Raw genomic sequence first — 24740 nt, 5'->3', positions numbered from 1 at the left:
CAAAATAGCTAAAAATCTACAAAAAAGAAAAAATAGGGACGCGTTCCCTATTTTTAATATGTATTTAACGATCCTAGCTGATCAAAGACCCCGGATTCTGTGACCAATCAAGATAATCTACTATTGACCTTAAATAATTAATTAAACCGTACTAAGTAGCTTTTATTATTTACTAATGGGTTCAATAATTGCTACATAATTACTTAACAATTACACAAAAACCGTTTTTAGTAAATTTGTTACTTGCTAAAAACTAGATAATAACTACTGATCATTAGTAATTTTATTACCAATTAGCCAATCAAACTAATCATCGCTAGCTTTTCATAGATCACTTTTTATTGTAATCGAGTTTATTAATAATTTATACTGCTACTTATTAAATCATTTTTAATGATTTCATTTTTAAATTTACTGATCACATAACTTACTTTGTGCTTGTTGGTTTTAAATTCTTTAACGATATCACAGATCCGACTACCTTGTAAAAACTCAATAATCATTTTGCGTTGATTAGGCCTAAACTTGTTTAGGACTTTTTTGATTTCACTCCTTAGTTCATCTAACTTTAGATAATACTCAGGAGTCTTGTGACAGATTGGTGCGGTATTATCTTTTTCTGAACTGTTATTAAGTAACTTTCTTTTATTGGTTGTTTCTTTTTTGAAAGTACTAATAATATATAAAGAAACATACTTTTTGATGTATCCATCAAAATTGTCATTTTTTTTAGAATCAAAACGATTATAGCCATCCATGATGGCAAGCGCTGAGATCTGATGCAAATCAGATGATTCAAAAGGTAAAGAAGAGTAGTAGTTATAAAATACTTTACTAGCTACTTTGAATGCGTATCAATAGTATTTGTCGATAACTTTGTTTAAGTCTAATAAATTAATCATAATTTCTTGTTGCTAACTTTAAATTCAACAAGATAATTATGATTAATACCAAAGATTATTGTTATCTAGTTTTTAGCTTATTTTACTAGGCAACACTAAGGTTGTTTTTAGCTAAAAATTCCTTGACTTTTGTAGTCACTTCTTCTTGATTTTCAAGATCGATTACTTGGTTAACTAATTCTTGACAATCAGAATATTTCAGGTTGTTTATCAATTCTTTAGCCTTAAGCATTGATGATGCTGACATTGAGAATTCTTTTAGTCCCATTCCTAATAGAATTGGGATAGCTAGTGGTTCTCCTGCCATCTCACCACACATCCCAGTTCACACCTTGTGTTTTAATCCACCATCAATTGTCATCTTAACAATTCTTAATAAAGCTGGGTTTAGTGGTTGGTATAAATAGTTAACTTCTTTAGACATTCGATCCACTGCAAATGAATATTGGATCATATCGTTGGTTCCGATCGAGAAGAAATCAACGTATTTAGCTAACACATCACTCATCACAGCAGCTGATGGGATTTCAATCATAATTCCCACTAATGGCTTTCCATATTCAACGTTACGTTGATCTAATTCTTTTTTAGCTTCTTCTAGAATCTCTTTAGCTTTTAATAACTCATCTAGATTAGCTATCATTGGGAACATGATTCCTAAACTTCCAAATTTAGAAGCACGTAATAATGCTCTTAATTGAGATTTAAAAATATCAGGGTTTTGATTGGTAAATCTAATCGCTCTAAACCCTAAGAATGGGTTCATTTCTTCTGGGAATGTGTAATAATTTAATTTCTTATCCCCACCAATATCAAGTGTTCTAATAATAACAGTTTCATTATTAGCATAATCTAATGCTTGCTTGTAAGCATTAAATTGGGTTTCTTCATCTGGTCAGTTTGCTGAATCCATGTATAAGAACTCAGTTCTAAATAATCCCACACCCTTAGCACCATATTCATTACCTTTTAATAGGTCAGCTGGTTTACCAATATTAACAGCCACAACTACTTCATGACCATCTAATGTAACTGCTTTTGGAGCTAAGTACTTCTTAAGCTTAGCTTGGCTTTCGTTATACTTTTCTTGTTCTTGTTTAAGATTGCTAATATCAGCTTCACTTAAATCACTATAAACAACACCTTTAGTTCCATCAATACAGATCAATTGATCATGCTTAAGTGTTTCAGTAATATTTTTTAAACTTAATACTGCTGGGATTTCCAACGTTCTTGCCATAATAGCAGAGTGAGAGGTTCTTCCCCCAATATTAGTAGCAAACCCCTTAACGTATTCTTTATTTAATAACGAAGTTTCAGATGGTGTTAAATCATCAGCAATAATGATTACTTCTTCATTAATCGCTAATAGATCAGGTAGAGCAACATTTAACAAGTTAGATAAGATTCGTTTTTTAACATCACCAATATCAGAAGCTCTTTCTTTTAGATAAGCATCATCAATTCCTTCAAACATTGCTTTAGTTTGATCATAGATTTTAGCAACTGCAGTTGGTGCGTTTGCCAAATTTTCTTTAACTTCATTTGAAATCTGATCAAACAGCATCGGGTCATTAACTATGTTAATGTGGCCATCAAAAACGATCGCAATTTCTTCACCTAAATTTTTTAATGCGATCGTTTTTAACTCTCTTAATTGTTCTGATGTTTTATCAAAAGCTTGCTTAATCTTTGTAATTGTATTTTCTACTTCAGTTGGTTGAATCTTGTTGTTGTCAAAATCAAAAATCGGAGCCTTAAGCACGTAAGCCTTAGCTATCGCTACTCCGTTTGAAGCACCAATACCTTCGTATTTATTCATATTAAAAATGTATTTTTAAACTAATAGATAGTGTTATTATTTTTATTATATTTTAAGCTAAAATAATCGAAAATGAACGAATATAAATGGCACTAACGACAATTTTGTATTTAAGAAATTGTGGGAACAATTTACAACGAACATTAGATTATTTAAAAAATGAGAAACTGATAGTTTTATTAGATCAATCAGTTGATCTAACTAACGATATTGTTGAAAAAAACAATTTAGATCCAAGTATAGTTCACAAACAAAAGTTTGAGAATTTGTCGAATGCATTAAATTATCTTTTTAAAGAGAATTTAATAACCACGGATTTTTATTATATTTTTGATGTTAGAAACGAACTTGATGAAGCGTTTGTTAGTGTCTTAAAACAAAATCTAGTTGAGAAGAAATTATATTTTTGAAATCTAAAACGTTATCAAAAGGTCTATAAACCCGTTAAATTAAAAAATCTGGTTTGTGAAAACCTAGATTTTGTTAATACGGTCTTTTATAAAAAGGATATAAATCCTTTAAGTGTTTCACCTTATTCTGAATCAGCTTATTTTGATCTTTTGTTTCAACACTTAGATCAAGATGGTTCTTATCAATATATTAAGTCGTTAACTTCAGTTAGCGAACCTGAATTGTTTGATGCCAAATTAAGAAGATACAAGGTTGATCTTGAAGATCAAAACCTTGAGTTCTTAAACAAGATGATTGAAAAGAATCATCAAGAATATCTTTGATATTATTTTGAAAACAACCTAGAATTCGTTAAACGAATTGTTAAAAGAGATGTCCAGTTTTCTATCCATCGCAAGATGTCTTATTTAAAAGGAAGTGGTTGAAACCCTTTAACTTTTTTCAAACTAAATAAAAAATATAAAGACCTATTTAAATTGGAAAAGCAATAAATTCTTTGCTTGTCTAATTAGATGCATCACTGGTTCATGATCATGGTCATGGTCGTGATCCATCATTCCCATCATTCCGTGTTCATGATCATGGTCATGATCATGACCCATCATGGCACCGTGATCGTGTTCAGCATGAGAAGCATTGTGTATAGACAAGATTAAGATTGCAAACACTAAACCAAACGCAAACGAAATTAACATCTTGTATCAATCTGAAGTTTTCATTGAACGGTTATGAATAAATTCGGGCACTAATTCAATTACTGCTAAGAACGTGATAATCACCCCACCACTTGCATTAACTAATGGAATGATTCAACCAACGTTTCTTAAGAAACGGTTTAAATAAGCCCCAATTATCATAATCGGGATAATTAGTAATGTTGTGTAGAAGTTGTGAAGCGCAGCTTTAAATCTTCTTTCACCATATTGGATCTGACGGTAGTGAATAATCACAACTTCAACAAGAATGTGAAGATTAAATGTAATTATAAAACCAAGATTGATTTGAGTAGGATCTAGTGTTAATAAAGAAACTGTTCCCCCTAAAATAAAACCATCAATTGCACGGTGAGATAATAACAAGATGATCACTAACCAAGCAGCTTTAATATTAGGTTTGTGTTCTTTCATCTTATGATGAAGATCTTCACCCTCATTCATGATGTGTAATGAATGATCGTGGGTGTGATTACAGTGATCTTGTTTGGTAAAGTGAATGTATAAGAATCTAAATGAGATAACTAAAGTTAATCCTAAGATTGCTCCTCCAACAATGATGGCAATCTTAATTAGAGTTTGATTTGTTTCACTATAACTTCTTAAGGTGTTGTTAACAAACCCAGTTGCACCTTCAGTTGCTTCAAATAATAAACCTACGGTACCAATACTTAATAACAATGCAGATGAAAATGCATAAAGATTAAACATTTGGTTTTGTTTTAACTTAGGTTTAATAAAAGTTAAACAAAAGATTAACAGGGTTGGAACTGTTAGTAAAAACGCAATATAAATTAATAAGTTAACAAATATCGCGAGATTTGTATTGTCGCCCACTGCTTGGGGCGTAATAAAGATATTGTTCATTAAATTTTTTTGAATGCTATTGAAAATAATTATACACAGTTTTTTGTCTTATTTATAAAAATTTTAAATAAAGAACCATAATGACCCTTTTGTTTTTTAGGTAATTTTTCCTTTATAGGAAAAAGGCACAAAAAATTACCGTAGCATGATCTTAAAACGTTATTCGTATAAAATGGCTGTAAAAAATGCATTTTTAAGATAAAAATAATAAAGTGTGTTATTCTAATTAATTTAATTCGTTAAAAATTATTAGTTAAAAGTACTCTTAAATAGCTAGTTCATTATTGAACTTGAATGCTATTCAAGGAGAAAAAATATGAAATCAATTAACTTACCTAAAGAAATGAAGGCGTTAGTTTTTGTTGAAAAAGAAAAAATTGCTATTGTTAAAAAACCTGTTCCTGTTGTTGGACCAAACGATCTATTAATCAAGGTTACAACTACAACAATCTGTGGAACTGACATTCACATTCGTAAAGGTGAATATCCAGTTGCTCCAAACTTAACTATTGGTCACGAAGCTGTTGGTACAGTTGCAGCTTATGGTGCTAATGTTAAAGGTTTTGAACTTGGTGAAAGAGTACTAGCTGGTGCTATTACTCCATCTGGACACTCAGCAGCTTGTCAATACGGTCAATCAAGTCAAGACGGTATGGATGAAACTTATGGTTATAAAGCCACTGGTGGATGAAAGTTTGGTAACATCGAAGATGGTTGTCAAGCTGAATACGTATTAGTTAAAAATGCAATGGCTAATGTTGCTAAAATCCCTGAATCACTAACTGATAACCAAGTTATTTTATGTCCTGATATCTTATCAACTGGTATTAAAGGTTCAGAAAATGCTCAAATTAAATTAGGTGATACTGTTTTATTAGTTGCTCAAGGACCAATTGGTCTATGTGCTACAATCGGTGCTAAACTATTAGGTGCTGCTACTATTATTGCTGTTGATGGTGATGAAAACAGATTAAGAATGGCTAAAGAATTAGGTGCAACTCACACAATTAACTTTGCTAAAGAAGATGTTATGGAAGCTATCAAGAGAATTACTAACGGAAGACTGTGTGATGCTTCTGTTGAATGTTTAGGACTTAATGCTACTTTCCAAACTTGTCTTAAATCATTAAGACCAGGTGGTACATTATCTTCAATCGGTGTTTATTCTCAAGACTTAGTAATTCCATTAGAATCATTTGCGGCTGGTTTAGGTGACCACACTATTAAAACGTCTCTATGTCCTGGTGGTGCTGAAAGAATGCGTCGTTTAATTAAATTAATCGAAGAAAAGAGAATCGACGTATCTAAGTTAGTTACTCACGAATACAAATTCGATCAAATCGTAGAAGCTTACGATTTATTCCAAAGTCGTGGTGATGGCGTTCTTAAGATCGCTGTTAAGATGGAATAATTTCCAAAACAACAAACGATAACAAAAGCAAGGTTTTTACCTTGTTTTTATCTTACTTTTTCATATCCTTTCAAAAATTTAAATAAAAAAATATCCCAATATAAGGGATATTTTTTTATTATCTGCCAAATGGTTAATCAACCATTCTGTGTTCTTCTTTCATTTCAATTGGTACTAACTTATGATCCACAACATCATATGCCTTACCAAATCCAAGATTCACACGACCTTTTTTTAGTTTAACTTCGAATAGTACAAATCCAACAAACTTTTTAAGCATATTAGCAGTTCTAGCTTCCACTGGATTTTGTGCCAAATTATCTAGTAATTCATTAACTAAATTTTGATCATCAATTTGTTCAAAATCTGCCAAATATTGCGCTGTTTTTCTTAAATATTCAGATTTATCATCAGCACTATTTTCAATCAATAAAACCCCTAAATTTTGATTGTTAAATCGAATGTTTTCATAATGCTTAGCAACCTTTGCTAAATAAACATATAATCGGTCACCTTTACGATACAACACCGTTGAACTACATGCTAGTTCGTTGTCTTTGTTTCTAGTTGCTAAATGAATACTTCTAAAGTTGCTTTTAAAAAACTCATTGTATTCTTCTTGAACATCATTAAGATTAAGTAAGTATTGTGCTTTTTGGTGCATCTCAATCATTACGTACTTAATCTCGCTTAATTCCTTGACCTTTCTTTCATAAGGAATTTCTACTGTTTGATCATTAACTAAAACAGTTAATTTATCTAAATCCAAATCAATTAGTTTAATTGATTTGATCTCTTCATTTTTTACGTAATGACGATAGATGATATTTAAAGTATCTAAATGATCGTTATTTACGTGTTCAATAATATCTTGTTTATTCATTATTTTTTATATCTTTTTGCGTTAATTAGTTATACCAATTTTAGCAATAATAACAACGATAATTATCGTTAAAATAATTGAAATAGACAGACCAGTGATCACCGAACTTAAAACTGGATGATTTTCTTTAAATCTAGCTAAAGCATTTTGTTTTTTAGCATTAGGATCTTGCTTGTTTTTATCTTCGTTTTTTTGTTTTTGACTAAACACTTCTTGACGCAGTGAGTTTAGTTCGTCATCTGCTGCATTAATGTCGGTAATATAATCATCAACATTGATGTCAATGTTGGTATTTTGTCAGGCCGATCGTTTTTGTGCTTGAGGGGTACTAAATTTTGTATATGAATAAGCACGATCTCTAACGTTACTATAAGGCACGTTAGGAGTGGTGCTTTTTTTATTGTTAACCTTACGTGTTCCTGTAGATTCAGAAGTTGTTTTAGCTTTTTTCTGAATTTTTTGTAATTCTTCTAGATGTCGGATTCGTGAAAAAACTCCACCTAGATGACTTACTCCTTCAAACGTGAAAATACCAGTTTTATCGTATTTAACCTTACTTTCGTGGTTAGATAAAACTGTATAAGCACATTTAATTTCTTTCTTGATTCATTCGTTTGCTTCAGTTTTTGGACTAGTTGAGTATCTTATTTTCAAGATACTATACAAACGTTTTAATTCATCAAGAGAAGTTTTTTTGTTAGCACCTAAGATTGTATACAGATTTTTAGGTGTATTTGGATCTGCTTTAGCAGCAGTCTGAGCAGTTTGAGCGTTACTAGTTTGAGCACCAGAAGATGGTCTGTTTGCACTCTGATTTGCCTGTTGACCAGGTCTGATGTTTGTAAAAATCTTACTAAAGACATCTTTAGTAGCTACAAACTCGGTTGAATCTTCTGCATCATCCTCACTATCATAAAGATCTAGTTCGAACTCATCGTAGTCTCTACGTGATTTTTCATCACTTAAGACTTCATAAGCTTGATTGATCTTTTGAAACAGTTGGACTGATTTGGGGTCGTCACTGACATCAGGGTGGTATTTTTTAGCGAGTTTTCTAAACGCTTTTTTAATATCGCTCTGAGATGCCTTAGTGTCAACACCTAATATTTCGTAATAATTTTTATTTTCACTATCCATCTCAAACAGACTGCGGATTACACACTAATTATAATTAATTGTTATTCTTCACGTAGGTGAGGGAAAAACAAAATATCTCGGATCGATGTTGTACCTGTTAACATCATCACTAAACGGTCTACACCAATACCTAAACCACCAGTTGGAGGTAGACCGTTTTCTAGAGCTTCTAGGAAATCTTCATCCATTTCAGAAGCTTCATCATTACCTTTTTGTTTTTCTTCTAATTGTTTTTCAAAACGTTGTCTTTGGTCGATTGGATCGTTTAATTCACTAAATCCATTAGCTAATTCTCGACCAAATGCAAACAACTCAAATCTTTCAGTATATCGTGGATCTGAATAATCTAATTTAGATAGTGGTGAAATTTCTACAGGATGATGAGTTACAAACGTTGGTTCAATCAATTTTCTTTCGCAAAATTCCTCAAAAAATAAATTAATAATATGACCAATAGTTTTTTCGTGTTCTTTAACGTGAATTTTGTGTTTTTTAGCTAACTCTAAAGCTTCATCGATTTTACTTACTTGGGTAAAATCGATTCCAGTTTCCTGTTTGACTAATTCAGTCATCTTAATACGTTTGAATGGTTTATTCCAATCAACAGTTTCATCTTTGATGTTAGTTTGACTAACACCGATTGCTTTGGCAATATATTTAACAAGTGATTCAGTCAATTCCATCATGTAGATATAATCTACATAAGCTACGTAGGTTTCAACACTGGTAAACTCAGGGTTGTGAGTTGAATCCATTCCTTCATTTCTAAAACACTTACCAATCTCATAGATCTTTTCAAAACTTCCAACAATAAGCTTTTTAAGTGGTAACTCAGGAGCAATTCTTAAATAATAATCACGATCTAATGCGTTATATCTTGTAATAAACGGTTTAGCAGCAGCACCTCCGATCTGTGCATGTAAAAACGGTGTTTCTACTTCTAAAAAACCGTTCTCATTAAAATATTGACGCATCGCTGCAATAATCTTTGAACGATAAACAAATCTTTCTTTAGATTCTTTGTTATAAACTAGGTCTAAATAACGCTTACGTGAACGAATTTCTTCATCAGCGATTCCATGGAATTTTTCAGGTGGTACTCTTAAAGATTTACTAATAATCTTTAATGAATCAATATCTAATGAAAGTTCATTAGTGTTTGTTTTCATCGGTTTACCACTTGCACAAACGATATCACCTAAATCTAGGTATTCATTAAAATACTTAAACACATCAGGTTGTTTATTTTTATTTATATATAGTTGGATTTCTGATTCAAAATCTTGAATTAATATAAACGTTCTTCTTATTGAGATCACCCGACCACTAACAGTAATTGGTTTATCAAGTTGTAGTTCAACTAATTGCTCTTTTGAAAACTCATCATACTTTTCTTTTAAACTCTTTGTAGTGTGAGTGTTAGCGACTTTAGTAACCTCATAAGGGTTTTGTTTAGATTCAATTAAACGATTAAGTTTATCTAAACGAACTAATTCCTGATCGTTAAGTTTTTTAGACATAATTATTTTTAAACAATAGCTTTTTTAATTATATTAAAAATTAATTTCTTAATTTTTTTGCTTTTTTCAGTGTTTAGACATATCTTGATTAGAATGAAAAAAGCTTACTTACTGATAAATGCATTAGCAATGTTCTCAACCAGTTTTCATGGTGGCATTAAGCACACTGCCACTGTTAATGAATTCAGGTTGGTCAACCATAGTTATAACAATAATCGTAATGATGATGGTCGCAATATTAATAACCGAACGATTAGTTTAAGAGCAAATGATCGAAATGAGAACCTGACGTTAACTTTGAATCCGGATCGGTCTAAAAATACGATTGAATCACTTAAAGAACAGATTCTTAATTTAGCCGATCAAACATACATAAATCGGTTTAATAAGGCCCAAAGCTGGATTGATGAATTGAAGACAAAATTTGGTCTGCTTTACCAAATCGATTCAGTTGAATATGTTGAAACTAAATCACTTTTCAGGAGTGATAGTCGCACGTTTCAAAATATTTTGGATGACGTAGAGTTAGTTAGGTCCAAAGACGAAAGAAAAAACGCACCTTGATGAATTGGTGAAATTACTAATTTTGGAACCCATTCGGATCCTAGTAGTGGTAACTATGAGTTTGCTGAAAAATATACTCCTAGAGTTGTAAATCACATTGATTTTATTAATAATTACACTCGCAGAGAGTGGCGAGAAGAGATCCCTAAATACGTTGTCAAGAAATTACCTCTAAGCGATGTAGAGTTAACTAATGGTTTTGTTAAATATAAGCCAAACAGTTCATTGCACGGCTTTTTTGATCCTGTACCTAATACGACTAATCAATATTATGCTTTAACTAACGTAGATGTTGCGAGTGATAAGTTTACGATTAGAGAAGATATGTACAGCGGATGGGAGCCCACAATATCTGATCTAAACACAGATTTTGTAAAGAGAAGAAATCTTAAAAGTGTTAAATTTCTAAGATGAAAAATCCATCCTGTAAACCCCGCAACCTACGAAGGATTTAAAGTTACCCGTAATAAAGATGTCTTACCTGATAGTAGCAATCGAATCGAATACGACAAGAGAAGGTTATTCTTCTGAAAGTCAGATTCTGGAATCTGACGAATCGTAAACGAGCGCGATATACTTAACTCACTGAATCCTTGATATTATGGCTCAGGTTATAGACTTATACAAGAAAATCAATCATATTACGATCACATATATAAGCTAAAAGATGCTCCAAAGGCTTTAAGTATAAATATTGATCAAAGATCAAAATTAATTAGCTCAAAATACAATATTTTTGCTGATTATTTTGTCCTTCCAGATAGTTTTAAATACAAACATCTCGATTTTAGTATCACTAGTAAAACTGTATTCAATGGTTATAGGAATTTAATCAATTTGTTTATAAATAATCTTAAGTTAGTGAACAATTCAATTCAACCAAGAGAGAATTACGTTTACTCTAAAGAGGATCAAGATTTACAATTTGGTTTTTGATATAATGATCGATTAATAAAACTAATAAATCATATTAGAGAAATTCAAAAATATACGGTAAATTCAACACAAAATAAATACAAAAACCTAGCACTAGATTATGCTGATATCACGGGTTTGGAGAAGAATACTTCTAGGGAATATTTCAGAAATCTGATAGATGGCAAGGGAAGAAATTACGTTAGCAGTTTCCAAAGAGAACTATTCAGTTTTTTAGGAATAACGACTAACGAGATAGATGAATATCAATACAATTTCATCATGAATCTTCCTAATTTGTTTGATGATTTCAACCGGACCACTAGATTGTTTGGTGATATTTATGTAGGACCTAATAAAATATCTGATCGTGTTTTGATTTCCAATAATGAAATGAGATCAATAGACATCAATTTCGAAGAAATAAGAAACCTTATTCCTCAATTAGATTCAAATAGAAATAGGCTGCAATTAAAGATAGATAATTTACGTTTTGTAAGTCAAGAAATCGACGATAATAACGGCAATATTAACCATTTTTTAAATATGCAAAACGATCATCCCATTTTTAAGATAGATGACGTTTCAGTGCATTTGAACCTTAATTACCGTTATGATTTTTTAAACATTAAATATAAGAATTCAATTGCGGAACTGAATGATTTTAATGTAAATACGCTTGAGCCTCTTTATGCAAGCGATTTTAATCATAAAATTGGTATGGAAAGATCTATTACTATTAGTGATATTTTAATCGATGTCTATAAATCAATATACCTCAATTCTAATAGTATTTATATTAACCAGGATGGTGTGTATTCACTAAATCAAAATATTTGAACGGTAGATGATCTAAATCTTATATCATCGCTTTCAGAACGTTACAAGATTAATTTGATGCCGAATGATGTAACAGGAGAGTTTTGATCTATTATTAGGGTGTTAAATGGTAATGATTTTGCAATTCCAGGAACAGAAATGGATCCAGAATTAATTCCTAGCAAACTATATTTTCTTAAAAACGACGAAAACTTTAAGACTAAATTCTATTTAGTTAAATTCAAAGCCTACAATAAAGTAATTGATGTTAATAAATCTACGGCGAGTTTCGAACACGAAATGTATCCAATATTAAAACTCAATTATTTAAATAATGATTATGAAATCAGATTATTAACTGATTACGATAATAACCTGATTTCTGATCAAACTATTAATTTAAAGATCAATCAAGAGTTTTCAATTCGCAAAGAGGATACCATCAAATTAATTAAAGTTATTGAACCTGTTCTAGCAGCAAAAGGATTAAGAATTCTTACTAATTCAGTTGAAGTAAACGAACGCGCTAACCAAGTTAATTTCACTTTATACTCTTTAGATAAAATCGAAAAAACCGCTTTCAATCCAATAACTAATTTTGATCTATTATTTGAAAAAGAAAATAACAATATCTTTAAAATCAGCGGTAAATTTGACAATAATACGATATTTAATTTAAATTATCAAGTTAATATCACTAACGATAAAATAACTTTAGAATTGCTTACACCTGATGCATGAAATTTAACGCCAGTTATCAATTCGAAAGATAAAATTACAGAGTTAATTAAGAATGAACTTAATAAATATAATCTAACTGTTCGATCGTGAGATAATTTCGATGTTGCAAACAAAACGAACGAGATTGAGTTAATCAATACCTCTGCAAGTTCTTTTGATGACAACGAAGGTGACATACCTCGTGAAGAAATCTTAAGAAACGATCCTACTGATTCAAACGAATCTAACGAATTGGTTCAAACACAAGATAATGTCAAAACCAATAACGCTCAACAAGAAGAGAAAATTAAAGCTAAAGAAGCATCTGCTATTAGTTTTGATCTAACAGACAAGAGAAATCTAATCATCTTTATCGTTAGTGTTTCATTAATCTCTTTAGGAACAATTGGTGGAGCTGGTTATGGAATTGTTAAATTAGTTAAGAAAAACAAAAAGAGAGTGCAAAAATAACAATAAAAAAACGACACCAACTTAATGGTGTCGTTTTAATTTTTGCGTGATATTTTCCTATTCTTGCTTGCGCTACCTTCGGCTCCATGATGCTTAACTTCTGGGTTCGGAATGGGACCAGGTGTTTCCATCACGATATCGATATCACACACACTGTTCTTTGAAAAACTAAATACAACAAATCATTTTTAGATAAAAAACAACTAATGTTTTTTGATCAAATCTAAGTCCTCGAATTATTAGTACTAATCAGCTAAATACCTCGCGGCACTTACACATTTAGCCTATCAACGTCGTAGTCTACAACGATTCTTACTCCATTGCTGGAAGGGAAGATTATTCTTAAAGTCGGTTTCACACTTAGATGCTTTCAGCGTTTATCCGTTCGACACGTTGCTACCCAGCGGTGCAGTTGGCACTACAACTGGAGCACAAGAGGTGTCTTCACTCCGGTCCTCTCGTACTAAGAGTAAATCTTTTCAATCTTCCTGCGGGCACAATAGATAGGGACCAACCTGTCTCGCGACGGTTTGAACCCAACTCACGTATCTCTTTAATCGGCGAACAGCCGAACCCTTCGAACCTGCTTCAGCTCGAGGATGAGATGAGTCGACATCGAGGTGCCAAACACTGCCGTCGATGTGAACTCTTGGGCAGTATCAGCCTGTTATCCCCAGAGTAGCTTTTATCCGTTGAGCGATGGCCATTCCATACTGAACCACCGGATCACTATGACCTAATTTCTTACCTGTTCGACCTGTTAGTCTCACAGTCAAGCACCCTTATACCATTACACTCTTAACACGATTTCCAACCGTGCTGAGGGTACCTTTGCACGCCTCCGTTACCTTTTGGGAGGCGACCGCCCCAGTCAAACTGCCCGCCTAACACTGTCCTATTGCTGGATAACAGCAACTAGTTAGAGAAAAATTTAAACAAAGGTGGTATTCCACTGGTGACTCCACAACTCCTAGCGAAGTTGCTTCAAAGTCTCCCACCTATTCTCTATATGTCTAAACTCTGCCCAATATTAAGTTACAGTAAAGCTTCATGGGGTCTTTCCGTCCCGTTGCGCCTAACGGGTGTCTTCACCCGTACCTGGATTTCACCGAGTCTATAGCCGAGACAGTCAAGAGATGGTTACACCATTCAAGCGGGACGGAATTTACCCGACAAGGAATTTCGCTACCTTAGGACCGTTATAGTTACGGCCGCCGTTCACTGGGGCTTCAGTCGGGAGCTTTGATTGCTCTAACACCCTTCTTTAACCTTCCAGCACTGGGCAGGTGTCACCCCATATACATCATCTTGCGATTTAGCATAGAGCTGTGTTTTAGTTAAACAGTCCCCCCTCGTTCTTCACTGCGGCTCAACTGTTACATTGAGCATCCCTTCTTGCGAACTTACGGGATGAATTTGCAGAGTTCCTTAGCTATAGTTCACTCGCTAACCTTAGGATCTTCTCCTTGACCACGTGTGTTCGTTCTCGGTACTGGAAACAAATAGTTAACCCTAGAAGCTTTTCTTGGAAGCGTGATGTATGCATCTTCGCTACTTGCAAAGCGTTCACTCGTATTCATAAGTTGTCCTTAAAAAGGGCGGATTTGCCAACCCTTAAGACTTCTTATTTAACCCCAAATCCGATAATGGGGATGCATTAACCTTCTCCGTCACTCCATCAGCTATTTGTTTGTACAGGAATATTAACCTGTTCTTCCATCGACTACGCATTTCTGCCTCGCCTTAGGTCCAGACTAACCCTGGAAGGACGACCCTCGTCCAGGAAACCTTAGTCAATCGGTTTGAGAGATTCTCACTCTCAAGCGTTACTTACACCGGCATTCTCACTTGTATACAGTCCACCAATCCTCACGGTTTGACTTCATCCCGTATACAACGCTCGTCTACCACTATCATTCCTAAGAATGATAATCCATAAATTCGGTAATATGCTTAGCCCCGTTACATCTTCGGCGCAAAAACACTCGACAAGTGAGCTGTTACGCACTCTTTAAACGATGGCTGCTTCTAAGCCAACATCCTTGCTGTTTAAGTATTTTAACAACCTTTTCCACTTAGCATATTTTAGGGACCTTATTTAATGATCTGGGCTCTTCCCCTTGTGACAATGAAGCTTATCCCCCACTGTCTGACTGCAAGAATAAATCAATTGGCATTCGGAGTTTAATTGTATTCAGTACACCAAGGCGGCGCCATCATACATTCAGTAGCTCTACCTCCAGTTGATCATGATCTTACGCTAGTCTTAAAACTATTTCGACGAGAACCAGCTATCACGGATTTCGATTGGAATTTCACCCCTAGTCACAGGTCATCCGCTGTCGTTTCAACGAAAGTCGGTTCGGTCCTCCATTAGATGTTACTCTAACTTCAACCTGCCCATGACTAGCTCAACCCGTTTCGGGTCTATAATAACAAACACTTTAATTCGCTCTATTCAAACTCGCTTTCGCTTTGGCTTCCCTTCTAAAGGTTAACCTGCTTGCTATCATAACTCGCCGGCTCATACTTCAAAACGCACGCCATCACACATTAATGTGCTCTGACACGTTGTAGGCATATGGTTTCAGAATCTATTTCACTCCCATCCCTGGGTTCTTTTCACCTTTCCCTCACGGTACTATACGCTATCGGTCACTAGTTAGTATTTAGGCTTGCCCAATGGTCTGGGCGACTTCCATCAAGATAACGTTTCTCGATGTACTCAGGATCCTGCTAGGTATCAAACCAATTTAAGATACGGGGCTATAACCCTTTATCGCGTAGCTTTTCAACTACTTCTCCTATCAGTTCAAAGTCCACATTGCAGTCCTATAACCCCAAGATAAATCTTGGTTTGGCCTGTTCCGCTTTCGCTCGCCACTACACACGGAATCTCTTTCGATTTCTTTTCCTGTTGCTACTGAGATGTTTCACTTCACAACGTATTGCTTTTAGACCCTATGTATTCAGATCTAAATAATTAATATCACTATTAATCAGGTTCCCCCATTCGGACATCTACGGATTATCGCTTCCAACCAGCTCCCCGTAGCATTTCGCAGGTTTGCACGTCCTTCATCGCCTTCTAGTGCCAAGGCATCCACCATAAGCCCTTAGTAACTTATGTATTTGATCCATTAGCTATTTTTATTGAATCTATATTTTGAAATTTGATTTGATACTTAAATCAAATTTCGGACTAGAAAGATTTGTCGTATTCAGTTTTCAAAGAACAATGTAGCAGTCTTTCGACTACGCCATATAATTATATCAGAATTTTCAAGATTTGAACAGATTATTTTGCTTTTTTATTATTTAAGCAACTTTTGATAATCATGATCGATTAGTTATCTTGATAAGTAAATGATTAAAAATTAATAAATTTCCATTAAATAAAAAAATATAGACATGGAAAACCTAACCATGCCTATATCTTTAAAAAATGGAGATATATTGAACTAGATACTGAATTCTAAATTAATATGGAAAATAATAAATAAGTACTGTTTTAAGAAATCTTAATAAGTCGCTAAAAATTTTAACAATTGTCTGTTTTTAAAAATTAACCTTTAAAACCAATTAGGTCTAATGCGTCTTGAGTTACTTTTTGAATGTTTAATGCACTCTTATCAAAAGCTGCTTGTTCTTCTTCACTTAAGTGTAATTTAGAGTGTAACTTCCATCCGTGTTTGCCAACAATAGCTGGAACTGTGAAGTAGATACCAGGAGCTACATATCTGTCATCTAATTGAACACCAACACCTAAAACAACGTTCATGTTGTAAATGTATGCACGAGTAATTAATGACATTGATTCAGCAATACCAAAGTAAGTAGCTTTTTTGAACTTAATAATTTCAAATGCTTCTTTAATTACTCTTGGGAAGATATCTTTAACGTATTCTTCTTTAATCTTACCTTCAGAGATTAATTGCTTCATTGGTACATTACCAACTCTGAATACAGATCAAGGAACAACTGCACCTGAACCGTGTTCACCAACAACGAACCCTTCAACAGAGTCAGAGTTAACACCTAAAGCTTCTGAAACCATCTTTCTGGTTCTCATTGTTTCAAGTTGACAACCTGTAGAAATAATCATGTGTGGATCAAAACCAGTAACTTTTTGATAAACACCAGTCATAACGTCACATGGGTTAGTTGGAATAATGCTTAATCCTTTAAAACCAACACGTTTAAGTTCTAAAGCAATTTCATTAATGATCTTAACGTTTGCAGTCATTAATTGTAAACGGTCGGTAAACACTTCACCATCAGCAGTTGGTACAGTTGGAATTGATGCAGTAATTGCTACAACGTCAGCATCTTTTAAATCGTCGTAAGTTCCAACATTAAATGTAGATCCGTTTTGAGCTTTTAATGATTTAGAGTCGCGTAAGTCTCTTACGTGACCATCAGCTAAATTAGTGTTTTTATCAACAAGTAAAAAGTCTGCTTGAACTCCTTGTTGTAATAAGTCTAAGATGTACGTAGATCCTACAAATCCACAACCGATAACAGCTATTTTTTTCATATCTTATGTTTCTCCTATAATTTCTTTTAGGTTACAGTTTTATTCTATGTAAATTAAATTATTTACATAGGACGATCAAGAATTTGCAAGCGAATTTGGGTAACAATTTTAATTAAAGATTTTTAAAAAAATCTGAGTTTTATTTTTTTAGTTTAAGTAATAAAAAAAGAAATCCTATAAGGTTAGGATTTCTGCTTCATCTTCTTTAATTAAAACCATATGTTCTCAGTGACAAACAAATTGGTTTTTTTTAACTGGTTTAACTGATCAACCATCAGATGGATCAATGTAATAACGGTTGTCTTTTTCAAAAAACATCGGTTCGATACAGATCACCATATTGGGTACTAATACTTCACCTGGTTTTTTAGTTCCATAATTAAGGATAATCGGATCTTCATGAATTTTGATTCCACAACCATGACCACCAAAATCTTGGATTACACTATAACCATGTTTTTTGGCATACTCTTCTGTTCAGATTCCCAAATCATTAGTTGTGGTTTTATTAGGAACAATTCTTTTAACAAGATCTAAGATACAGTTATAAGTTACTTCACTTAATAACTTTTGACGCGGATTAACATCTGGTCCTAGTACTGTAAAAGCTGAGTCACAGTAATAATTGTCTAATTCAATTCCGATGTCAATTCCAAGTTTATCTTTGCTGGTAAAAATATCATCATTAGCCACACCATGGATAATCGTTTCATTTAAAGATAAACAATGATAACCCTTAAATCCCAAATAACCGTGATAACAGTTGTTGGCATGATGATCACTAACAAAATCTCTTAGCATCTGATCGATTGTTTTTAGTGATTTATTTTTGATGTAATCAAAATCAAATTGCTTAACAATCTTTTTAAAGATTTCAGCTGCTTGTCTGATCTTTTGGATTTCGTTAGAATTTTTTATGTAAATCATCTAATTATTTCTTATTAACGATATCTAGAACGATCTTGTATAACTCTTCAAAACTCTTATTAGCATCAACAATATGTAATAAGTTTTTGTTTTTGTAATACTCGATTACTGGTTTTGTTTGTTCGTTATAAACATCAATTCTAGTAGTGATTACACTAGGATCATCATCTTTTCGATGAATTAATTCAACCTTACAAACATCACATTGATTATCGACTTTTGGTTTGAAATCAACTGAATCGATATTATAAATTCGTTTACATTCTGGACATGATCTTCTTGAACTTAAACGCTTGATGATCACATCTCAATCAGTTGGTTGTAATAAGATTACGTGAGTAAAATCAATTACTTGATCAATGTATTCACATTGATTAAGTGTTCTTGGATAACCATCAAAGATGATCTTTTCATGATCTTTATTTCTTTGATAAAAATCAGCAACCGTTCGATTAGTTAACTCATCTGGAACATAAAGCCCATTGTTAATATAACTTTTGATCTCTTCAGCTAATTCACTTTTTTCTTCTTTAGCATAAAAGCGGAAGATATCTCCACTTGAGATATGATAAAAACCGTGGTTTTCTTTTAAATAAGAAGAGATTGTTCCTTTACCTGTACCAGGTGCACCTAGAAAAATTAATCTTATCACAGTTGACTTACCTCTAATGATGAATCGCTTGAATTTTTCTTCTTATCTTCATTATTAGGTTCAACTTTTTTATGTTGGCCTAATAAACCATATTGATTATGGTCTTGGTTTGGTTTATTCATATAATCATTTAATGATAGTTCAACTTCAATCTTGTTGGCAATATCTTTGCGTAAGCGTTGGTATGAAGTTGTGGTAGCTGCTGATCGTAGTGAACGATATAGTTCCATACTAGCCGACACCATGATGATAATACCCGTACCACCAAGTGATAGGGTGGTTGGTACATGTAGCACTAATGAAATAATATAAGGAATAACCGCAACAACCGCTAAGAATGGAGCACCAATAAAGTTAATCCGCATCAACACTTTAGTGATGTGTTTTTCAGTGTCAATTCCTGGTCTTACTCCTGGAATAAATTTGTGTGACTTGTTGAAATTTTCAGCAAGCTGTTCTGGGTTGATTTGAATGTAACTATAGAAGAATGTGAAGATAATAATTAGAACTACGTATAAACTAATCCCTACAGGTGTTCTTAATGATAAGTAGTCTTCAACAAATCATCTTGCTTCAGATTGTGGTTGGAATTCTGCAATTGTAATTGGAATTGACATAATTGATGAAGCAAAGATGACGGGGATTACCCCAGCTGCATTTAACTTAATGGGTAGATAAGGTAATTTTTCATTACCTAATACCATTCCTTCACCTGTTTGTTGGATTGGAATTCTTCTTGTTGAAGAATTGACAAATGTCGTTGCCAACAACAAGACCAAGAAGGCTAAGAAGTACAAGCTGAAGTTGATTGCTGAAGTTAGGATTGGATTAGTACTAATAATTACTCCACCTAAAACCCGGTACATAACAATGAATCCATCAGGTAATCTTGCTAGAATCCCTGAAAGAATTAATAAAGTAATCCCATTACCAACACCTTTTTTAGAGATAATATCCCCTATAAAGATCCCGATGTAGGTTCCTGCAGTCATCGTTACGATATAAAACGCTTGGTGTAATGCATCACCGTTTTCAAAACGGATTGCTCCGTTTCTTTGGTTATTAATCAAAGCAATAATGGCAAATGCTTGAACTACTGCAAACGGTAAGGTTACAAATCGAGTGATCAATTCGATTCTTCTTCGTCCCAGTTCACCAGATTTGGCTAATTTACTTAGTGGGGGGATTAAATCAGTTGATAACAACTGCATAATAATTTGTGCAGAAATGTATGGTGAAATTCCCACTGCAAACAGTGACAATTGACTTAAACCACCACCACCTAATAAATTAAATAGGTCAAAAAAGTCACTCACACCATTGTTTAGATTATTCTGATCTTGACTGATCGTAATTCCAGGTAGTGGAATAACACTAATCACTCTAAATAACAAAATCAAGAACAGTGTGACAAAAACAGAGATTACGAAATCTCTGTTTCTTAATAACTGGATAATTTTTTGACCTAAAAGATTTTTCGAGTTAGTTTTTGCCATCTTTTATGCTTTTTAAATTAGTTCAATACTACCACCAGCAGATTGAATTGCTTTTTTAGCACCTTCAGATATTTTATTAATCTTTAAGTGAATTTTTTTGTCGATCTTGTTACCAATTACTTTAATTGGTTCATTAGTTTTACTACTGATAATTCCGTGTTTAACTAATAGTTCGCGATCGATTGTAGTTTCATTTAATTTAGCAATGATATCTAATGAAACTGATAAAGTTTGTTTCTTAAAACCTACTGTTTGAAAACCAAATTTTGGTAAACGGCGGTATAAAGGGGTTTGACCACCTTCAAAACCAGGGCGAGTGTGTCCTGATTTACGTGCTTTTTGACCTTTTTGCCCACGTCCAGAAGTCTTACCTAAACCTGAACCGTGCCCACGGCCCACAACTTTCGCCTTATGATTTCTTGATTTGGGAGTACTTTTTAATTCATGTAATTTCATTAATTAACTCCTTAATTATAATTCTTTTAATGATTTGTTTCTTAATTTCGCGATCTGTCTAGGTGTGTATTGAGATGTGATTCCATCCATTGTTGCTCTCACCATGTTAATCGGAGTGTTCTTACCCATGTTCTTGGTGTAAACATCAGTAAATCCAGCCAATTCAACCACAGCACGAATCGGACCACCAGCAATAATTCCAGTCCCTGAAGGTGCAGGTTTAATTAATACTTTAGCAGCACCTGATCGACCTAAAACATCGTGGAATAAAGTACCGTGTTTGTTCATAGCGATCTTTTGCACGTTGTTTTCAGCCATCTTTAAAGCTTTTTTAATAGCGTTTGGAACTTCGAGTGCTTTAGCAATTCCAAATCCAACACGACCCTTACGATCACCCACAACAACTAAAGCGCTAAAACGCATCGTACGACCACCTTTAGTTGTTTTTGAAATTCTTGAGATCTTTACGATCTTTTCTTCGAATTCACTCTTAGTGCGCTTTTCGTTTTTTCTCTTATTGCGTTCGTCAGAACTGCGTGAGCTATTCTTCTTATTGTTTGGATTAGCTGAACGGTTGTTATTAGCACGGTTGTTTTGTGGATTAGATCCGCCTACTTTTTTAGTTTGTGTAGATTGCGCGCTATTGTTTGTATTTGGTTTTGTAGTTTGTTTAATATCTTCCATAATTTAAATTATCCTAGAATTTTAAACCAGCTTTTCTTGCAGCGTCTGCAAGTGCAGCAATTCGGCCATGGTATTTAGAACCACCGTGATCAAAGGTGATTTCAGTAATGTTCATTTTTAGTAGCTTGTTAGCAACATCTGCACCAACAATAGCCGCATTTTCTTTATTTCCGTTAGCTAGATCTAAACTGACAGAAGAGCTTGAAGCAATAATCTTGTTTTGATTAAAATCTCACACTTGTGCTGAGATGTGGCTGTTTGATTTAACCACGATCATTACTGGACGACCATTATCAATTCTGCGAATCTTTTTAATCACCCGCTTATGACGCATCTGACGGCGTTCATTACGGTTCATATTAACTTGTTTCATAAGTTATTATTTTTTCCCTTCTGCGGTCTTACCAGCTTTACGAATAATCTGTTCGTTAAGGTATAGCACACCTTTACCTTTATAAGGTTCTGGCATTCTTCACTTACGGATTTGGATCGCAAATTCACCAACTCTTTGCTTATCAATTCCACTAACTGTAATTTCGGTGTTTTTTTCAACAGTTACTTTAAGATCTTTTGGAATATCTAAATTAATTGGGTGTGAATAACCTAATTGTAAATTTAGTACATCACCTTTTAAAGCAGCACGATAACCTACACCCACTAGACGTAATTCTTTTTTAAAACCAACGGTTACACCTTCTAATGCGTTTTTAATTAACGCATTGTAAGTTCCGTGTAACATCTTAGTTTGTTTTAATTCATTATTACGAGTTAGTTTAATTTCGTTGTTTTCAACATTAACATTAATGTTGCTACCTTCTTTTAACTTAAGATCTAATTGACCTAATGGACCTTTAAAACTTAATAGTTCTTTAGTTTGGTTAACACTTACATTGCTAGGAACTGTGATAACTCGATTACCAATTCTTGACATATCTTATATTAACCCTTTCTATCAAACATAAGCAAGTACTTCGCCACCGATCTTCTTGGCTCTTGCTAATTTATCAGTCATTAAACCTTCGTTAGTTGAAACGATTGCGATGCCCAAACCGTTTAAAACTTTAGGTAGTTTTTCTGCTGAAACATAAATTCTTAAACCTGGTTTAGAAATTTGTTTCATCCCGTTTAGTGAACTTACGCGGTTTTCATCAAACTTAAGTTTGATCTTTAAAATTGATTTTGTTTTTTCTTTATTGTCATAGATCTCATAACCGCGAATGTAACCTTCATTAAGTAAGATGTTTAAGATTGCAATCTTTAGTTTAGAAGCTTCAGTTTGTAACTCAACAATCTTAGCGCGGTTAGCATTGTTTATTTTAGTTATGATATCTGCTACTGGATCAAAATGCATAGTTTATATTAACCCCTGTTTATTATCATGATGATTTCTTAACACCTGGTAAGCTACCATTGTAAGCAAGGTGTCTAAAGCATAAACGACAGATACCAAATTTACGATAAACAGCATGAGGACGACCACAACGTTTGCATCTTGTGTATGCTCTTACTTTAAATTTAGCATGACGTGCTTGTTTGATTTTTAATGATGTTTTAGCCATTTGATTGTTCCTTAGTCTTAATTAAAGGCATTCCTAATTCTAATAAAAGACGGTGATTGTGTTTAGCATTATCAGATGAAATTACTAATGTAATGTCAAATCCACGAATTTTCTTCACATTATCATAGATAATTTCTGGGAAGATGATCTGCTCTTTAATTCCTAGAGTGTAATTACCTCTAGCATCAAATGCGCGGTTTGATAAACCTCTGAAGTCTCTTACCCGTGGTAGGGCGATATTAATTAGTTTTTCTAAGAAGTTTCACATCTTTTCACCTCTTAGAGTTACTTTACAACCAATTGCTTGACCTTGTCTAATTTTGAAAGAAGCGTTTGAAGAGTGAGCTTTGGTAATTACTGGTTTTTGTCCACTAATTGCTTGTAATTCACTTACGGCAAGTTCTAGTAATTTGGCATCTTTAGTTGCATCACCAACACCCATGTTGATCACGATCTTTTCGATCTTGGGAACTTGCATTACAGAAGAAAGCCCTAATTCTTTTTGTAATAATGGAACGATTTTTGTCTTATATTTAGTTTTTAAATTCATTATTGACCACCTACAAGATTATTTGTTTTGCGAGATAAACGCACTTTTTTATTGGTTTTTGGATCAGTTCCATATTTAACTTTAACTGGTCTAACTTCTTTAGCTTTATGATCTAATAAAGCTAAGTTAGATAGGTGGATTGGTGCTTCTTTTTCAATGATTCCACCTTTTTGATTTTGGGCGTTTTCTTTGGTGTGACGTTTAATCATATTTACACCTTCAACGATTGCACGTTGTTCTTTAGTAAACACTTGTAAAACGATTCCAGTTTTTTGTTTATGCTTACCCGCTATGATAACAACCTTATCACCTTTTTTAATACGTTGCATTCTTTTACTCCTATAACACTTCGCTTGCTAATGAAACGATTCTGTTAAATCCTTTATCTCTTAACTCACGCGCTACTGGTCCAAAGATCCGTGTTCCTCTTGGAGCAAAATCTTCACGGTTCTTAATAATTACACAAGCATTATCATCAAATGCTAGGTGAGTTCCATCTCTTCTTTGCGCACCTTTTTTAGTTCTTACGATCACAGCAAATAATACTTGACCTTTTTTAACTGTTCCTGAAGGAATTGCGTCTTTTACTGATACTACAACAATATCACCAACAGAAGCATATCTTCTTTTAGAACCGTTTAATACTTTAATTACACCAACTTCACGCGCACCAGTATTATCAGCGACGTTAAGTCTTGTCATAAATTGAATCATGAGTTCAAAT

General features: G+C 33.5%; 22 protein-coding genes and 2 rRNA genes. 3 read left to right on the top strand and 21 right to left on the bottom strand.

Annotated features, from left to right (window positions below; translation table 4 throughout):
* Positions 1-356 precede the first annotated feature (356 nt).
* Positions 357-902 (bottom strand): sigma-70 family RNA polymerase sigma factor, encoded by a 546-nt coding sequence (locus H3143_RS00415; RefSeq protein ID WP_182078881.1) that lies wholly within the window; start codon positions 900-902, stop codon positions 357-359.
* A gap of 85 nt (positions 903-987) precedes the next feature.
* Positions 988-2724, bottom strand: a complete 1737-nt coding sequence (ptsP, locus tag H3143_RS00410; protein ID WP_182078880.1) for a phosphoenolpyruvate--protein phosphotransferase — start codon at positions 2722-2724, stop codon at positions 988-990.
* 86 nt (positions 2725-2810) lie between these two features.
* On the opposite strand from ptsP, the gene H3143_RS00405 reads away from it, so the two are divergent.
* Entirely contained in the window at positions 2811-3626 is an 816-nt protein-coding gene (locus H3143_RS00405) for a hypothetical protein (protein ID WP_182078879.1), read from the top strand.
* On the opposite strand, the gene H3143_RS00400 is transcribed toward H3143_RS00405, so the two are convergent.
* Positions 3603-4715 (bottom strand): ZIP family transporter, encoded by a 1113-nt coding sequence (locus H3143_RS00400; protein ID WP_182078878.1) that lies wholly within the window; start codon positions 4713-4715, stop codon positions 3603-3605. The two genes, H3143_RS00405 and H3143_RS00400, sit on opposite strands and share 24 nt — an antisense overlap.
* 316 nt (positions 4716-5031) lie before the next feature.
* Between H3143_RS00400 and H3143_RS00395 the strand changes: the two genes are divergently transcribed.
* Positions 5032-6126, top strand: coding sequence for a zinc-binding dehydrogenase (locus tag H3143_RS00395; protein ID WP_182078877.1), 1095 nt, complete (start codon positions 5032-5034; stop codon positions 6124-6126).
* A gap of 133 nt (positions 6127-6259) precedes the next feature.
* Here H3143_RS00395 and H3143_RS00390 read toward each other — a convergent pair whose 3' ends face one another.
* From H3143_RS00390 to lysS, 3 genes are read right to left on the bottom strand one after another with little or no spacing between them, the layout of a single operon-like run.
* A complete protein-coding gene (locus H3143_RS00390; protein ID WP_182078876.1) occupies positions 6260-7009 on the bottom strand; it encodes a DUF2470 domain-containing protein in 750 nt (249 codons plus the stop codon).
* A 21-nt stretch (positions 7010-7030) separates the two neighbouring features.
* Positions 7031-8146: a DnaJ domain-containing protein gene (locus H3143_RS00385; protein ID WP_182078875.1), complete on the bottom strand. Its 1116-nt coding sequence runs from the start codon at positions 8144-8146 to the stop codon at positions 7031-7033.
* A 41-nt stretch (positions 8147-8187) separates the two neighbouring features.
* Positions 8188-9666, bottom strand: coding sequence for a lysine--tRNA ligase (gene lysS, locus H3143_RS00380; protein WP_182078874.1), 1479 nt, complete (start codon positions 9664-9666; stop codon positions 8188-8190).
* A 69-nt stretch (positions 9667-9735) separates the two neighbouring features.
* Between lysS and H3143_RS00375 the strand changes: the two genes are divergently transcribed.
* Positions 9736-13155, top strand: a complete 3420-nt coding sequence (locus H3143_RS00375; protein ID WP_228444796.1) for a hypothetical protein — start codon at positions 9736-9738, stop codon at positions 13153-13155.
* A gap of 44 nt (positions 13156-13199) precedes the next feature.
* Here H3143_RS00375 and rrf read toward each other — a convergent pair.
* The 15 genes from rrf to rplN form a co-directional block, all read right to left on the bottom strand.
* Positions 13200-13304: ribosomal RNA gene (gene rrf / locus H3143_RS00370) — 5S ribosomal RNA — on the bottom strand.
* A gap of 70 nt (positions 13305-13374) precedes the next feature.
* Positions 13375-16285, bottom strand: a 23S ribosomal RNA gene (locus H3143_RS00365).
* Between the two features lie 435 nt (positions 16286-16720).
* A complete protein-coding gene (locus tag H3143_RS00360) occupies positions 16721-17692 on the bottom strand; it encodes an L-lactate dehydrogenase (protein WP_182078872.1) in 972 nt (323 codons plus the stop codon).
* 174 nt (positions 17693-17866) lie between these two features.
* Complete coding sequence (gene map / locus H3143_RS00355) at positions 17867-18619, bottom strand: type I methionyl aminopeptidase (RefSeq protein ID WP_182078871.1); 753 nt, start codon at positions 18617-18619, stop codon at positions 17867-17869.
* A 4-nt stretch (positions 18620-18623) separates the two neighbouring features.
* Positions 18624-19271 (bottom strand): nucleoside monophosphate kinase, encoded by a 648-nt coding sequence (locus H3143_RS00350; RefSeq protein ID WP_182078870.1) that lies wholly within the window; start codon positions 19269-19271, stop codon positions 18624-18626.
* Complete coding sequence (secY, locus tag H3143_RS00345; RefSeq protein ID WP_182078869.1) at positions 19265-20767, bottom strand: preprotein translocase subunit SecY; 1503 nt, start codon at positions 20765-20767, stop codon at positions 19265-19267. Before secY ends, H3143_RS00350 begins: the two co-directional genes overlap by 7 nt.
* Before the next feature lie 12 nt (positions 20768-20779).
* On the bottom strand, positions 20780-21223 hold the full coding sequence (rplO, locus tag H3143_RS00340; protein WP_182078868.1) for a 50S ribosomal protein L15: 444 nt from the start codon (positions 21221-21223) through the stop codon (positions 20780-20782).
* Between the two features lie 15 nt (positions 21224-21238).
* Positions 21239-21907, bottom strand: a complete 669-nt coding sequence (gene rpsE, locus H3143_RS00335; RefSeq protein ID WP_182078867.1) for a 30S ribosomal protein S5 — start codon at positions 21905-21907, stop codon at positions 21239-21241.
* A gap of 13 nt (positions 21908-21920) precedes the next feature.
* Positions 21921-22280 carry a 50S ribosomal protein L18 gene (rplR, locus tag H3143_RS00330; protein ID WP_182078866.1) on the bottom strand — a complete coding sequence of 120 codons (360 nt, stop codon included), beginning with the start codon at positions 22278-22280 and terminating at the stop codon, positions 21921-21923.
* A 6-nt stretch (positions 22281-22286) separates the two neighbouring features.
* Positions 22287-22838: a 50S ribosomal protein L6 gene (rplF, locus tag H3143_RS00325; protein WP_182078865.1), complete on the bottom strand. Its 552-nt coding sequence runs from the start codon at positions 22836-22838 to the stop codon at positions 22287-22289.
* A gap of 18 nt (positions 22839-22856) precedes the next feature.
* Positions 22857-23258, bottom strand: coding sequence for a 30S ribosomal protein S8 (gene rpsH, locus H3143_RS00320; protein ID WP_182078864.1), 402 nt, complete (start codon positions 23256-23258; stop codon positions 22857-22859).
* A gap of 22 nt (positions 23259-23280) precedes the next feature.
* The gene (locus H3143_RS00315) at positions 23281-23466 is read right to left on the bottom strand and encodes a type Z 30S ribosomal protein S14 (RefSeq protein ID WP_011113293.1); all 186 of its coding nucleotides are present in this window, start codon (positions 23464-23466) and stop codon (positions 23281-23283) included.
* Positions 23459-24016: a 50S ribosomal protein L5 gene (gene rplE / locus H3143_RS00310; RefSeq protein ID WP_182078863.1), complete on the bottom strand. Its 558-nt coding sequence runs from the start codon at positions 24014-24016 to the stop codon at positions 23459-23461. The genes H3143_RS00315 and rplE overlap by 8 nt, the downstream gene beginning before the upstream one ends.
* Complete coding sequence (gene rplX, locus H3143_RS00305; RefSeq protein ID WP_182078862.1) at positions 24016-24345, bottom strand: 50S ribosomal protein L24; 330 nt, start codon at positions 24343-24345, stop codon at positions 24016-24018. Before rplX ends, rplE begins: the two co-directional genes overlap by 1 nt.
* A gap of 10 nt (positions 24346-24355) precedes the next feature.
* The gene (gene rplN, locus H3143_RS00300; protein ID WP_011113290.1) at positions 24356-24730 is read right to left on the bottom strand and encodes a 50S ribosomal protein L14; all 375 of its coding nucleotides are present in this window, start codon (positions 24728-24730) and stop codon (positions 24356-24358) included.
* Between the last annotated feature and the right edge of the window lie 10 nt (positions 24731-24740).

It is taken from the genome of Mycoplasma tullyi (assembly GCF_014068355.1).
GTDB lineage: Bacteria > Bacillota_I > Bacilli_A > Mycoplasmatales > Mycoplasmoidaceae > Mycoplasmoides > Mycoplasmoides tullyi.
This window is presented reverse-complemented; position numbering and strand designations above follow the sequence as displayed.